Raw genomic sequence first — 13,811 nt, 5'->3', positions numbered from 1 at the left:
GACAGAAGGGCAGGCCGGGCGGCATTGTTTTTTTGCCTGCACATAGTCTGTAACCAAGGAGTGGCCTCGATGAGCTTGCCGCCGAATACCGACAAAGACCTTTGGGTCAGCTGGGATGACTATCACCGGCTGATCGAACGCCTGGCCCTGCTGGTGCACCGTTCCGGTTGGAAATTCGATCAGATCCTGTGCCTGGCGCGCGGCGGTGTCCGCGTGGGCGACGTCCTGTCGCGCATTTACGACGTTCCGCTGGGCATCCTGGCCACCAGCAGCTATCGCGAAGCGGCCGGCACCAAGCAGGGCGCCCTGGATATCGCCCAGTTCATCACCATCACCCGCGGCAGCCTGTCCGGCCGCGTGTTGCTGGTGGACGATATGGTCGATACCGGCCTGACCTTCAACAAGGTGCGCGAGCACCTGAAGCAGCAGTTCCCCGCCATTACAGAGCTGCGCAGCGCGGTCCTGTGGTGGAAGGGCCACTCCCATGTGGAGCCCGATTTCTACGTCGACAAGCTGCCGACCAACCCCTGGATCCACCAGCCTTTCGAGGATTACGACAGCCTGCGGCCGCATCAGCTGGAGGCGTGGACCAGAAAAGGCTCTGGTGATTAACGATTCCATGCTAGAATCGCAGGTTGTCACTTACCTTACCCTCTACCTCTCGCATGGGCGTCTGACCCCGGTGGCCGGATAGGTCAACTAGCCGCGAGAACAACTGAGTAGATTTATGCCCATCGTTCGTCTGAAGGAAAATGAGCCGTTTGAAGCCGCACTGCGTCGCTTCAAGCGCACCATTGAAAAAACGGGTCTGCTGACCGAACTGCGTTCGCGCGAGTTCTACGAAAAGCCCACCGCCGAGCGCAAGCGCAAGCATGCCGCCGCGGTCAAGCGCCACTACAAGCGCATTCGTAGCCAGCAACTGCCCCCCCGTATGTATTGATCTGTATCTTGGTCCTTGAATCTGATTGATTCCTGAATCATTCATACAGGATCTGCTCGCCCGGGTCGACGTCGTCGACGTAGTCGGGCGATACGTGCAGCTGCGGAAGGGTGGTGCCAACCTGCTTGGCCTTTGCCCTTTCCACAACGAAAAAAGTCCCTCCTTCACTGTCAGTCCGACCAAGCAGTTCTATCACTGCTTCGGCTGCGGCGCGCATGGCAGTGCGATCACTTTCCTGATCGAACACACCGGTGCCAGTTTTCCCGAAGCCGTGCGCACGCTCGCCGGCTCGGTGGGGCTGTCGGTGCCGGAGGAAGACAGACGTAGTCCGCAGCAGCGCGCCGAATCGGCGCGGCGTAAAGAAGAGGTTTCGCGCCACACCCAGGCCCTGGATGTCGCGCAGACCCATTACCTCAAGCAATTGCGCGCGTCGGCGCCCGCCATCCGCTACCTGAAGCAACGCGGCTTGACAGGCGAGATCGCCGCGCAGTTCGGCCTGGGCTGGTCCGGCACGGACCGCCAGGGCTTGATGCAGGTGTTCCCCCGTTACGACGACCCGGTGCTGGTCGAATCCGGACTCGTCATCGAGTCGGAAGACGGGCGCCGGTACGACCGCTTCCGCGAACGCATCATGTTCCCCATCCGCAATGCGCGCGGGGCCTTGATCGGCTTTGGCGGCCGCATCATCGGCAAAGGGGAGCCCAAGTACCTGAATTCGCCGGAAACGCCGGTGTTCTCCAAGGGCCAGGAACTGTATGGGCTCTGGGAGGCGCGCCAGGCGATACGCCTGGAAGGCCAGGTGATCGTCGTCGAAGGCTATATGGACGTGGTCGGCCTGGCGCAGCTGGGCATCGGCAATGCCGTCGCCACACTGGGGACGGCCACCACGCCGGACCACGTGAAGAAGCTGCTGCGCACCAGCGACAAAGTGGTGTTCAGCTTCGACGGCGACAAGGCGGGACGACGCGCGGCCTGGCGGGCGCTGCAGGCTTGCCTGCCGGCGCTGCGCGATGACATCACGCTGCGTTTCCTGTTCCTGCCGGACGAGCACGATCCCGATTCCTATGTGCGGGAGTTCGGGGCGGAGGCGTTCCGGGCCTGCATGGCCGAAGCGCCGGCCTTGTCGCGCTTCCTGCTCGATGAGCTGGGCCAGCGTCACAATCTGGGCGAGGCCGAGGGTCGCGCGGCGTGCCTGCATGAGGCCATGCCCCTGATCGCGGCAATCCCCCCGTGTGCGTTGCGCATCCAGATCGAACGTGAACTCGCGCGCCAGGTACAGCTGACGCCCGAGGAAATGACGCAGATCATGGCGCAGCAGGCTGCCAAGGCCCAGGCCTACGGCGGTGCGCCGGATGCTGGCCAAGGCCAGGCGGCGGCGCGTAACGCCGGGCCGCGCGCGGTACAGCGCCCTGCCGCAGACGCGACCGGTGGCGGGTCCGGCAGCGCGGCCGACGGCATGCGCGGCGGCGACGGTGGGCCCCCGTCCGAGGACTGGGCGCCGTCCTTCGACGTACCGGCTTATGTCGATGGTGACTTCGACGGCATGTCGCAGGATTACGAATACATGCCCGATCCGGGCATGGGTTCCATGCCGGAGCAGGGGGCCGGGGCCGGCGCTGGCAAACAGCAGGGCTGGCAGCAGGGCAAGCAGGGCGGTGGCGGCGGCTATGGCAAAGGCCAGGGCAAGTGGCAGGGCAAAGGCAAGGGCGGTTGGCGCCGCGAAAACGAGGTCGGCGGCGTCATCGAGCCGCGCCGTCCCGTTCCCACGCTGGCCAAGCGTCTGCTGCAATTATTGCTGTCGCACCCCGAGCTGGTCGACACCATGGGCGACCAGCAACTTGAAGTTATCGACCATGGTCCCCACCTGGGTATGGTGAGGGATTTGATCGTTTTGGCACAAAGCAGCGGAGCCCGCCATTTGGGTGCGTTGCTGGAGGCCGCGGATCCGGAATCCGACATCCATCTGGTACTGCGCAGCATGAGCGCTGACCTGCTGGGGCAGGAAGAACTGCCTCATCCGCAGGCCGAATGGGAGGATGCGCTACACCGGATAGAGTTCGATTCCCTGCGCGCCGAAATGACCGAATTGGTCAAAGGCGGGCTGAAAGAAGCGGCGGAGCGTGAGCGCTATCAAGAGCTTGCGCAGCGTTGCGCGATATTAAAACGTGCTTGACAAGCGGAATTACGGTAAAATCGAGAGTTTTCTCCGCCCATTTTCAGAGAAAAGGGACGGAAAGCTGTGACAGTAGCTGTAAGGCAGTGATGCGTGACGGCATCCTGACCGGCCGCTTGGGCGCCTCGGTGCCTGAACTTCGGGGATCAGGATCTGTCTAATCAGGCCGAATCGAACAAGAGTAAAGCAGGACGAAGGCGCTGGCAAATGGCGCTGCACGGCCTGCGAATGAACAAGATCGGCGGCGTGGCGGGGCCCTGGAGGGTCCTCTACGTTACCGGTCCGGGGCCTACCCCCGGTATTGCGGCCGTCGGCCGGTGTAGTGCTAGAGCGAACATTTACTGCAAACGGCCGATGCGCCCGCAGATCCGCCCTTTGGGGCCCGCCAGCACTCCCGCGCGACGTCAGCGATATCGGGGCCGGCCGTATTGTGACGACGGTAATTCGGCTTTCGCTGTTTACCGGCGCGGTTTTGAAACGCAGTTTTATAGTACGCGACTTGACTCGGCCCCCGCGCTTCGCTGGAGCCGCCGATAGCGGTGCGGCAGGCCAGAAGGCCTGTAACGTCCACGGAAGCGACCATGACCAAATCCACCGGCATAACCTCTCCTGCAGTTGAAAAGCCCGAAGATGGCGCCGTTGCGCCGCGCGCGACGCGCGTGACGAGCAAGGCGGCGGAGAAGACCACGGCCAAGGCGGCCGTGAAGGTGGCGTCCAAGGCTGCCGCCGTCAAGACGGCGGTCAAGCGGGCCACCAAGGCAGCCGGCGAGCAGCCCGAAAAGGTCGCCAAGGCGGCCAAGGCCAAGAAGGCGGAAGACAAGCTGGCTGAACTGGTGGGCCGTCCGGCCTCGGTGCCCAGCGGCCGCCGCCCGGGCCGTCCCTCCAAGAACCCGAACAACGATTCGGGTGATTTCGACGACGCCGGCGACGGTGAAGGCGAAGTCCTGCCCGATCTGAAGCCCGTCAAGCGTGGCGGCAAGCGCGGCAAGGGCGATGCCAAGGACCTGATCGCGCGCGGCCCCGTGACGCCCGAGGAATACGAAGCCCGCCGCAACCGCCTGAAGCAGCTGATCAAGCTGGGCAAGGACCGCGGCTACCTGACCTACGGCGAAATCAACGACCATCTGCCTGACGACCTGGTGGATGCCGAGGCCATCGACGGCATCATCAGCACGTTCAGCGACATGGGCATCTCGGTCTACGACCAGGCGCCCGATGCCGAAACGCTGCTGATGAGCGAAAACGCGCCCGTGGCCGCCAACGACGACGACGTCGAGGACGAAGCCGAAGCCGCGCTGACCACGGTGGATTCGGACTTCGGCCGCACCACCGACCCCGTCCGCATGTATATGCGTGAAATGGGCTCGGTCGAGCTGCTGACGCGTGAAGGCGAAATCGAGATCGCCAAGCGGATCGAAGACGGCCTCAAGCACATGGTGATGGCGATCTCGGCATGTCCGACCACCATCAATGAAATCATCGCCCACGTCACCCGCGTGCGTGAGGGTCAGGCGCAGATCGACGAAGTGGTCGACGGCCTGGTCGATGCGGAAAATGGCGAGGAATACGCCGGTGCCGGCGTCACCGCCGACGAAGACGAGAATGACGACGGCCCGGCCGGCGGCATGAGCAGCAAGCAGCTGGAAGACCTGCGCGTCAAGGCCTTGGCCAAGTTCGACGAAGTGGCGCGCCAGTTCGAGATGATGCACAACTCGTACGAGACCGATGGCTACAAGTCCGGCATCTACATCAAGGCGCAGGAAGCCATCCAGAACGAGCTGATGGGTATCCGCTTCACGGCCAAGATGGTTGAGCGCCTGGCTGACACGCTGCGCAACCAGGTCGAGGAAGTGCGCCAACTGGAACGCGCCGTCCTGCATACCTGCGTGGATCGTGCCGGCATGCCGCGTACGCACTTCATCAAGGTCTTCCCGGGCAACGAAACCAACCTGCAGTGGGTGGTCGACGAAGTCGCGGCGGGTCATCCCTATGCCGAGACCCTGGAACGCCAGGTGCCCGCGGTGCAGGAACTGCAGCAGAAGCTGATCGACCTGCAGGCCCGTGTCGTGTTGCCGCTGAAGGACCTGAAGGAAGTCAACAAGCGCATGGCCACCGGCGAAGCGAAGGCCCGCAAGGCCAAGCGCGAAATGACCGAAGCCAACCTGCGTCTGGTGATCTCCATCGCGAAGAAGTACACGAACCGTGGCCTGCAGTTCCTGGATCTGATCCAGGAAGGCAACATCGGCCTGATGAAGGCCGTGGACAAGTTCGAATACCGTCGCGGCTACAAGTTCTCCACGTACGCCACGTGGTGGATCCGCCAGGCCATCACGCGTTCGATCGCCGACCAGGCGCGCACCATCCGTATTCCGGTTCACATGATCGAAACGATCAACAAGATGAACCGTATCAGCCGTCAGATCCTGCAGGAAACCGGTGCCGAGCCGGATCCCGCGACGCTGGCGCAGAAGATGGATATGCCGGAAGACAAGATCCGCAAGATCTTGAAGATCGCCAAGGAACCGATCTCGATGGAAACGCCGATCGGTGACGACGACGATTCGCATCTGGGCGATTTCATCGAGGATACGGCCACCCTGGCGCCCTCGGACGCGGCCCTGCATGGTTCCATGCGCGACGTGGTCAAAGAAGTGTTAGACTCGCTCACGCCGCGCGAAGCCAAGGTCCTGCGCATGCGTTTCGGTATCGAAATGAGCACGGACCAGACGCTGGAAGAAGTCGGCAAGCAGTTCGACGTCACGCGTGAGCGCATTCGTCAAATAGAAGCCAAGGCGCTGCGCAAGCTGCGCCATCCCAGCCGTGCCGACAAACTCAAGAGCTTCCTCGAAGGTCAATAAGGTATAGGCAGGGTCAGGCAGCGATTTTTAAGGCCCTCTAGCTCATGCCTGGTTAGAGCAGCGGACTCATAATCCGTTGGTGCTCGGTTCGACTCCGAGGGGGGCTACCAAAGACTTCCTGGTCACTCAGGTATGAAGACAGCCGCCAGCAATGGCGGCTGTTTTTTTATGTCGAGAGAGCATTGCCGCCGTTTCAATTGAACATTTCTTGTCGTTTTTTGACATTGAAACGCATAGATATACTTTGATAAGATACAAACCCATAGGTGTTCAATTTGGTGGGGGCCGCGCCCATGTACCACGACGATGACGGTGAGTTGCTGGAGCTTCACCTCGGCACCCGCAGCCCCCATTGGCGCCTGGGCGGCGATAGCAATGCGCTCGACCTGGCGGCCGTCCGCGGCCTGACTAGTCTCAGCATCGCGCTCGGCGCCGAGCAGGCCGCGCAAATCCGTACCCTGACCGGCGTCACTTCCGCCCTGGAGCTGGAGGTGTCGCTGTTTGGCGAAACCGTGCGCCTGCATATGGTGGGCCGCAAGCTCGACGCGAACAACTGGGCGGGCACCGCATCCGCGTTCACCGATACCCGTTCGGTCGCGCGCGACCTGTCCCAGGGCCTGGCTTTTGCCGAGCAGGTCGTCTCCGAAGTCAACTCGCTGGTGGTGGTGCTCAATCGCCACGGTATCTTCCAGCGCTTCAACAGACTGGCCGAAGAGGTGCTGGGCAAGCGCGAAGAAGACGTTATCGGCAAGAGCGCGTTCGCGCTGTTCATGTCCGCGGACCAGGGGGCGCAGTCGAGCAGCAACATCTCCGGTTTCTTCGAGAACGACAAGCCCTTCGAAGTCGAGCGCTACATCAATACCATCAACGGCCCGCGCCTCTATCAGTTCCGCAACAAGTTCGTGCAGAGCGGCAGCGGCGCCGACGAGCGCTTCCTGATCTGCTCCGGCGTCGATATCACCGAGGAGCGCAATGCGCAGAAGCGCCTGACCGAACTGGCCAATACCGATGTCCTGACCGGGTTGCCGAACCGGCACTCGATCACGGAAACGATACGCGCGGCGCTGGCTGAAGACGCGGCGGGGACGGCGGCCCCATCGCAGGTCGGCATCCTGTTCCTCGACCTCGATAACTTCAAGCATGTAAACGATCATTATGGCCACGTGACCGGTGACCGGCTGTTGACCGAGGTCTCCACTATCGTCAAGCGCTGCCTGCCCGAAGGCGCGACGCTGGCGCGCCTGGGCGGCGATGAGTTCCTGGTGTTCTTCAGGAATGCCAGCCAGCAACTGCTGGAGGAGTCCGCGCAGATCATCATCGACAATTTCTCCACGCCGGTCCGCATGGAGCTGATGGAGATCTACACGAGCTGCTCGATCGGCGTCACGCTGTACCCGCAGCACGGCGACTCGATGGATACGCTGATCCGCAACGCCGACACCGCAATGTACGCGGCGAAGGACGCGGGCAAGCATACGTACCGGGTGTTCACGCCGGAGATGAACCAGAAGGTCGCCCAGGCGATGTGGCTGGACACGAACCTGCGCAAGGCCATCCAGGAAGGGCAGTTCGTGCTGCATTACCAGCCGCTGGTCGACCTGGCGACGGGCAATATCCTGAGCGCCGAAGCCTTGATCCGTTGGCAATCGCCGGATCGCGGCCGGGTCGACCCGGGCGAGTTCATCCGCCATGCCGAGGATTCCGGACTGATCGGACCGATCGGACGCTGGGTGATGGGCGAGGCCGCCCGTCAAGCCGTGGACTGGCGCTCCAAGGGACTGGACCTGCGGGTGTCGATCAACGTGTCCGCGCGGCAATTGAGCGACGGCAACGTCGCGAACTATTTTGGCGAGGCTTGCGACCGTGCCGGATTGAAGCCCGGGCTGCTCGATATCGAATTGACCGAAAGCTGCTTCATCGAGGATGAAGGCCGTGTGCGCAAGCTGATGGAACAATTCCGCACCTTGGGTGCCCGTATCTACCTGGATGATTTCGGCACCGGCTATTCGTCGCTGGCGCAGCTCGCGCGGCTGCCTCTCGATGTGATCAAGCTGGACCGCAGCTTTGTCTCCGGCGTCGACACCGACACCAATGCGCAGGCGCTGGTGGGATCCGTCGTCACGCTGGCGCGGGCGCTGGGCTTTTCCATGGTGGCGGAAGGCGTGGAAACCCCTGCGGAAGCGGCGTATATCGAGCAGTCGGGCATAAGCTGCGCGCAAGGCTATCTGTATGCAAGGCCGATGCCGGCGCACGAGCTGGAAGCCTGGATGATAGAAAAGAAAAAGCTCAGACTGATCGCCTGAGCTTTCCCCGGTTCCCTATGTCAGCTTACGGTCGCTGTCGTTCAAGACACCGCGCGCAGCCTTGAGACGCGGCGATTCTGCATCATCACCAGACGTTCCATGTAGGCGAGGTCCTTGGACTCGATCGTGAACGTCGAACGAACCCAATCTTCGGTGATGTCCATCAGTTCCGAGCGCGACAACGGGTAGACCCGTTGCCGTGTGCGGATCAGCGCACGCATCGCGTTCAGCTTCGGCCGCATCACGTCGATGAAGGTGCGCGTGGCGATAAACGCATCGCCGGGTTCGAACAGCTGATCGACCAGTCCCTTGTCCGCGAACCACTCGGCCGAATGGGACTCGCCTGTGCTGATCAGCTCCTCGGCCACCAGCATGCCGGATCGGCGCGCCACCAGCGAGTAGCCGCCCATGCCGGGATACAGGTTGAACGCGACTTCCGGGAAACCCATCTTCACGCCGTTCTGCGCCAGCACATAGTGGTGCGCCAGCGCGGCTTCGAGCCCGCCGCCCAAGGCGCTGCCTTCCACCATGGCGATGGAGATCGCCCCGGTGCCATAGCCGTTGTACATCTCCCAGATGCAATCGATGCACGCGCGGGCGTATGCCATCAAGGTGTCGCGCTGGCCGGAGCGGATGGCATCCACGAAGAAGCTGAGATCCCCGCCCACGTTGAAGAGCTCGGGGATCTCCGAACCGGTTACCCAGAAGTCGATGGGCAGGCCGGATTCGCGCGCGACGCGGGCCAGATGAATGATGTTGGAAAGCACCCCCTGGTTGAAGCACGGACGCGGTTCGGAACGGAGCATCATCCACATGATGTTGCGGCCTTCTTCGTAATACGCGGCCAGTTGCGGCATGTCACCGGCTTCATGGAAAGGGCGGCAGTTCGGGTGGTTCTTCAGATACATGATTGCTTCCTGTGTAACTGTGGTTTGCGTTGAAAGACACCGTTGCACGTCGCTTGCAAATGGTGACGAGTCACGGCAGCGCTATTGTTGCGTCTGCACAAATCACAGAACCGGGGATTTCCCCCAACTGAATGAGTCATCGATCCGAATGGCTTAGGCCGGACTTACGTCCCCGCCCGCATCGAGTAAGCTCTCGGGCATGCCGAATACACCCAGCAACCGCCCCAGCCTTTTTCAGCCCGTTGCCCTTGAGCACGCCAGCCGGCTGCTCAACCACGGTCCTACCGTATTGGTTACGAGTGCGGCCGGCGGCAGGCGCGACATCATGTCCGCCGCCTGGTCGATGCCGGTGGAATTTTCGCCACCCCGCATCGCGGTGGTCATCGACAAAAGCACTTTCACGCGGGAGCTGGTGATGGCCAGCGGACATGTGGGCCTGTGCATACCGGGAGCCGCTTTCGCCGACAAGGCCTACGCCGTCGGCAGCATCTCCGGTCGTGACCTGGCTCCGCGCGACAAATTCGACGCCTACGCCATCCCCACGGTGACAGGCCCGGTGCTCGGTTTGCCGCTGGTCGAGGAAGGCGTGGCCGCGTGGCTGGAATGCCGCCTGATTCCCGAACGCCACACCGAAGACGCCTATGACACCTGCTTTGTCGAGGTAGTCAGTGCGGCGGCCGACCCGCGTGTTTTCGCGCGAGGCCATTGGGAATTCAACGAAGGAAACGCCGATCTGCACACGCTGCATCATCTGGGCGCCGGCGTCTTCGTCTGCGCGGGCAGGACCGTGCGCGCGCAGCCACTGGCCTGAAAGCACGCGGCTGGTCGCGCGAACACGGTGTAGCTTCGTTACATCAGCGCGGCCCTGGAAGGTATACGTCGGCGCACTATCGTTTTAAGGTGTTGCCTATGCAGGTCCTTTCCAGTGACGAGACCAGGACATGAACGGTAGAGATTCCAGCGATATCGGCCAAGTCAGGCACAACGGGGTAGGCACGCTGACGCGGTCCACCAACCGTGTGGTCGTGCGGACCTTGCGACTGCTGGGGGGCATCGTCGCCTTGCTGCTGGCCGTCTGGGCCGGCGCCAGTGCCTGGTCGCAATTGACGCGGCCCTCGTCTGAGCAAAACGTCTGGGGTATCGCCGCGGGCCTGCTGCTGGCATGGGGCGCGTGGTGGCTGTTGCTGTCGGCCTGGCGCTCGGCCTTCGGGCCCGCGCCGCGCAAGGCGCAAGACAAGCAGGCCTGAAAACAGCCTTAATCGTGATACAGCAGCCGTAGCGGCGGCGGTTCCTGGTCGACCAGGCGCTGGTGCGCTTCCTGGATCAACTCGCCCTGCACGGCGCGCAACGCCGCGCTGCCTTGCAAGCCGGTGCGGGCTTCGACCCTGCGCAGCACGTCCGCGCTGCACAGGCAGACCACGTAGCGTCTGCCATCCTCCAGCCAGAACTTCGCGCCGTTCTCGGAAACCGAGATTTCCCAAATGGCCGCCGTCATGCTGTCTCCTCTCCAGTCCGCTATCGGCGCCCTTGCCCCGATCGATTGCGTCAGTGGACTAGTCTGCTTGTGCATATACGTTTTGTAAAAACAGTCTAGGCGTGCCCATGAGAGACGCCTATCCGATGGGTGTACTAAGGCGCAGGTATGATGCTGCATCCGATCATGTGAACTCATGGCCCTTTTCGTGGCCTAACGAGCACGCCCGACCCGATGCGGCTGGTGAATCGCCATGCGCAGCTTGCTGGCGGTTCGCGATTCGCAAGCTTGGACATACAGAGATAGAGACGCCAGACACCCTTATGAAGAAACGCACTACCGCCGCCCTGTTTTCCCTCAACGCCATCTGTCTTTCCGTCTCGCTGGCCCTGCCGATGCAGGCCACGGCCGCGACGTCGACGCATCCCACGCACAAGAACGAGAAGTCGAAGGCGGCATCGAAGTCCGCGGCGAAGGCAGCCCCGGCGGCTGACGAACCGGTCGTCGACAATGGCCCGCCGCCCGTCTTCGGCATTCCGAACGATGCCACCACCGCGCCACTGCCCACGCTGAATGCCAAGGCCTGGCTGCTGCTGGACCAGACCAGCGGTGCCGTCATCGCGTCGCGCAATGCGGATGAACGTGTCGAGCCGGCTTCCCTGACCAAGATCATGACGGCCTACCTGATCTTCAGCGCGCTGCGCGACAAGACGCTGAAGCTGGACCAGATGGTCACGGTGTCCGTGGATGCCTGGAAGGTGGCGCCGGGCAGTTCCAAGATGTTCATCGAGCCGAACAAGGAGGTCAGCATCGACGACCTGCTGTCGGGGCTGCTGATCCAGTCCGGCAATGACGCGGCGGTGGCGCTGGCCGAAGCGGCCGCGGGTTCCGAAGGCGCCTTCGTGCAGAAGATGAATGAACAGGCGCAGGTCATGGGGTTGGCGCATACGCACTTCAACAGCCCGCACGGCTTGCCCGATCCGCAGACGTATTCCACGGCCTCGGATCTGGCCAGGATGGCGGCGCGCTTGATGACGGACTTTCCGGATCTGTACGTCCACTACGATCAGCAGAAGTCCTTCCGCTACAACAACATCACCCAGCCCAATCGCAATCGCATGCTGTGGCTCGATCCTTCCGTCGAGGGCGGCAAGACCGGGCATACCGATGCGGCCGGTTATTGCATGATCGTATCCGCGCTGCGGCCTGGCGCCTCGGTCCAGCGCCGGCTGATTTCGGTGGTGATGGGCGCGCCTTCGGAAAAAGCGCGCGTGGCGGATACGGGCCAGCTGTTGAATTGGGGCTACGGCAACTTTGAGACCTTGAAGCTTTACACCAAGGGGCAGGTGCTGGCTACGCCGCAGGTATGGAAGGGTAAGCAGGACGCCGTCAAGATCGGCTTCGAAAAGGACGTGCTGGTCACCGTGCCGCGTGCGTGGGCCACCAAGCTGAAGCCGGCGTTGGCACCCCAGGCACAGCCGCTGGTCGCGCCTTTGGCGCAGGATGCCACGGTGGGCAAGGTCAACGTCATGCTGGACGACAAGGCCGTCACGACCTTCCCGGTGCTCACCCTGGAACCGGTGGAAGAGGCCGGCTTCTTCGGCCGCAGCTGGGACGGCATGAAGCTGTGGGTCCACGAACTGATGGGCGGCGACAAGCCCGCCGCGTAAACGGTGCAGGTGCTGGCTCGGCTCCGGCCGGTCCTTGCTCCCATCCATGCAGCGCACGCGCCCCACGGGGCGCAGCGCCGCGGATAGGCCGAGCGATCCCTTCCTTGCCGCCATTTACGCGGCGCGCCAGCGCCGCGAAAAACATCTTCCCGCAGCACCGGCGTACGCCGCGCAGGGGTTGCACGCCCACAAAACTAGCGAAACGGCATTTTTACCTGACGATCTGCCAGGCTTTGCTGTAAAGATGGTCAGTCTTCTAGCTATTCGTTAATTCCCGGCTCAAGCATGATGGTGGACATACCCACTAGACAGCAGAAAGAGCCAAAAATGACCCGCTTCATCGATGTGCCTCAGCTTGCCTCCCTGGTCCGCAACGTCGGCGCCGGCCGGTTCATGACCGAACTCGCGGCCGCCATCGAAGCCGATTACCTGCGTTGGAACGACTTCAACAAGACCCCTCGTCTGGCGGCGCATTCGGCGCGCGGCGTGATCGAATTGATGCCCGTGGCCGACCGCTCCCGCTACACCTTCAAGTATGTCAACGGCCATCCCGGCAACACGGCGCTGGGCCTGCCCACCGTCATGGCGTTCGGCGCCCTGGCCGACGTCGAGACCGGTTACCCGCGCCTGCTGTCCGAACTGACCTTGATGACGGCGCTACGTACCGCCGCCACGTCAGCCATGGTGGCGCAGCGCCTGGCGCGGCCCGCCGTGCGACGCATGGCGCTGATCGGCAACGGCGCGCAGAGCGAATTCCAGGCCATCGCCTTCCACACCTTGTTGGGTATCGAAGCCGTCAGCCTGTACGACATCGATCCCGCCGCCACCGCCAAGCTGCGGCGCAATCTGGCCCATGCCGTACCTGACCTGGCGGTGTCTTGCGCCGCCTCCACGGCGCAGGCCGTGCGGGGTGCCGACATCGTGACCACGGTCACCGCGGACAAGGCCTATGCCACCATCCTCACCCCGGACATGATCGAACCGGGCATGCATATCAATGCGGTGGGCGGCGACTGTCCCGGCAAGACCGAACTGCATGCCGATGTCCTGCGGGCGGCGCGGGTGGTGGTGGAATACGAGCCGCAATCGCGCATCGAAGGCGAGATCCAGCAGATGCCCGCGAATTTTCCCGTGGTCGAGTTATGGCGCGTGCTGGACGGCAGCGCCGCGGGGCGCGAATCGGACCAGCAGGTCACCGTGTTCGATTCCGTCGGCTTCGCCCTGGAAGACTACTCGGCGCTTTGTTATCTGGACCGGTTGGCGCAAGCCCATGGGGTAGGCACCATGCTGGCACTGGTGCCGCCCGCTGGCGACCCCAAGAATCTGTTCGGCGCCACGCTCGTGCAGCGGGATCCGGTGGGGGCTGACGCGTTGGCTGCGCGCCTGACGGAAGAACGCCTGTCTGCCGCGGCTTGAGGGCGGGTCCGTGCCGTTCACTCGTGCGGCACGGGCCCGCGTGATACGCAGGCAGATACCCAAGCATCA

General features: G+C 62.9%; 11 protein-coding genes and 1 tRNA gene. 10 read left to right on the top strand and 2 right to left on the bottom strand.

Annotated elements, in window-relative coordinates; translation table 11 throughout:
* Positions 1 to 69: 69 nt before the first annotated feature.
* From CEY05_RS09375 to pdeR, 6 genes are all read left to right on the top strand, one after another.
* Complete coding sequence (locus CEY05_RS09375; protein ID WP_088598201.1) at positions 70 to 612, top strand: phosphoribosyltransferase; 543 nt, start codon at positions 70 to 72, stop codon at positions 610 to 612.
* A gap of 115 nt (positions 613 to 727) precedes the next feature.
* Positions 728 to 940 carry a 30S ribosomal protein S21 gene (rpsU, locus tag CEY05_RS09370; RefSeq protein ID WP_012417992.1) on the top strand — a complete coding sequence of 71 codons (213 nt, stop codon included), beginning with the start codon at positions 728 to 730 and terminating at the stop codon, positions 938 to 940.
* A 25-nt stretch (positions 941 to 965) separates the two neighbouring features.
* Positions 966 to 3,113: a DNA primase gene (gene dnaG / locus CEY05_RS09365; RefSeq protein WP_088598200.1), complete on the top strand. Its 2,148-nt coding sequence runs from the start codon at positions 966 to 968 to the stop codon at positions 3,111 to 3,113.
* 581 nt (positions 3,114 to 3,694) lie between these two features.
* Positions 3,695 to 5,971: an RNA polymerase sigma factor RpoD gene (gene rpoD, locus CEY05_RS09360; protein WP_088598199.1), complete on the top strand. Its 2,277-nt coding sequence runs from the start codon at positions 3,695 to 3,697 to the stop codon at positions 5,969 to 5,971.
* 31 nt (positions 5,972 to 6,002) lie between these two features.
* A tRNA-Ile gene (locus CEY05_RS09355) sits at positions 6,003 to 6,081 on the top strand.
* A 183-nt stretch (positions 6,082 to 6,264) separates the two neighbouring features.
* Entirely contained in the window at positions 6,265 to 8,274 is a 2,010-nt protein-coding gene (gene pdeR / locus CEY05_RS09350; RefSeq protein ID WP_088598581.1) for a cyclic di-GMP phosphodiesterase, read from the top strand.
* Between the two features lie 41 nt (positions 8,275 to 8,315).
* Here the strand turns inward: pdeR and CEY05_RS09345 are convergent, their stop codons facing one another.
* Positions 8,316 to 9,182 carry a crotonase/enoyl-CoA hydratase family protein gene (locus CEY05_RS09345; protein WP_088598198.1) on the bottom strand — a complete coding sequence of 289 codons (867 nt, stop codon included), beginning with the start codon at positions 9,180 to 9,182 and terminating at the stop codon, positions 8,316 to 8,318.
* 199 nt (positions 9,183 to 9,381) lie between these two features.
* Between CEY05_RS09345 and CEY05_RS09340 the strand changes: the two genes are divergently transcribed.
* Positions 9,382 to 9,993: a flavin reductase family protein gene (locus tag CEY05_RS09340; protein ID WP_088598197.1), complete on the top strand. Its 612-nt coding sequence runs from the start codon at positions 9,382 to 9,384 to the stop codon at positions 9,991 to 9,993.
* A 130-nt stretch (positions 9,994 to 10,123) separates the two neighbouring features.
* Complete coding sequence (locus tag CEY05_RS09335; RefSeq protein ID WP_088598196.1) at positions 10,124 to 10,429, top strand: hypothetical protein; 306 nt, start codon at positions 10,124 to 10,126, stop codon at positions 10,427 to 10,429.
* A gap of 8 nt (positions 10,430 to 10,437) precedes the next feature.
* Here the strand turns inward: CEY05_RS09335 and CEY05_RS09330 are convergent, their stop codons facing one another.
* The gene (locus CEY05_RS09330; protein WP_088598195.1) at positions 10,438 to 10,677 is read right to left on the bottom strand and encodes a hypothetical protein; all 240 of its coding nucleotides are present in this window, start codon (positions 10,675 to 10,677) and stop codon (positions 10,438 to 10,440) included.
* A 302-nt stretch (positions 10,678 to 10,979) separates the two neighbouring features.
* On the opposite strand from CEY05_RS09330, the gene CEY05_RS09325 reads away from it, so the two are divergent.
* Both CEY05_RS09325 and CEY05_RS09320 read left to right on the top strand, forming a co-directional pair.
* Complete coding sequence (locus tag CEY05_RS09325; RefSeq protein ID WP_198952729.1) at positions 10,980 to 12,326, top strand: D-alanyl-D-alanine carboxypeptidase family protein; 1,347 nt, start codon at positions 10,980 to 10,982, stop codon at positions 12,324 to 12,326.
* 327 nt (positions 12,327 to 12,653) lie between these two features.
* Positions 12,654 to 13,742, top strand: a complete 1,089-nt coding sequence (locus CEY05_RS09320) for an ornithine cyclodeaminase (RefSeq protein WP_088598194.1) — start codon at positions 12,654 to 12,656, stop codon at positions 13,740 to 13,742.
* Positions 13,743 to 13,811 lie beyond the last annotated feature (69 nt).

Source organism: Achromobacter sp. HZ34 (assembly GCF_002209485.1).
GTDB lineage: Bacteria > Pseudomonadota > Gammaproteobacteria > Burkholderiales > Burkholderiaceae_B > Bordetella_C.
This window is presented reverse-complemented; position numbering and strand designations above follow the sequence as displayed.

What these genes read in the sequence shown, in the direction of transcription:
- CEY05_RS09375 (WP_088598201.1), top strand. Translation starts at nt 70, where the DNA reads ATGAGCTTGCCGCCGAATACCGACAAAGACCTTTGGGTCAGCTGGGAT.
- rpsU (WP_012417992.1), top strand. Translation starts at nt 728, where the DNA reads ATGCCCATCGTTCGTCTGAAGGAAAATGAGCCGTTTGAAGCCGCACTG.
- rpoD (WP_088598199.1), top strand. Translation starts at nt 3,695, where the DNA reads ATGACCAAATCCACCGGCATAACCTCTCCTGCAGTTGAAAAGCCCGAA.
- pdeR (WP_088598581.1), top strand. Translation starts at nt 6,265, where the DNA reads ATGTACCACGACGATGACGGTGAGTTGCTGGAGCTTCACCTCGGCACC.
- CEY05_RS09345 (WP_088598198.1), bottom strand. Translation starts at nt 9,182, where the DNA reads ATGTATCTGAAGAACCACCCGAACTGCCGCCCTTTCCATGAAGCCGGT.
- CEY05_RS09340 (WP_088598197.1), top strand. Translation starts at nt 9,382, where the DNA reads ATGCCGAATACACCCAGCAACCGCCCCAGCCTTTTTCAGCCCGTTGCC.
- CEY05_RS09335 (WP_088598196.1), top strand. Translation starts at nt 10,124, where the DNA reads ATGAACGGTAGAGATTCCAGCGATATCGGCCAAGTCAGGCACAACGGG.
- CEY05_RS09330 (WP_088598195.1), bottom strand. Translation starts at nt 10,677, where the DNA reads ATGACGGCGGCCATTTGGGAAATCTCGGTTTCCGAGAACGGCGCGAAG.
- CEY05_RS09325 (WP_198952729.1), top strand. Translation starts at nt 10,980, where the DNA reads ATGAAGAAACGCACTACCGCCGCCCTGTTTTCCCTCAACGCCATCTGT.
- CEY05_RS09320 (WP_088598194.1), top strand. Translation starts at nt 12,654, where the DNA reads ATGACCCGCTTCATCGATGTGCCTCAGCTTGCCTCCCTGGTCCGCAAC.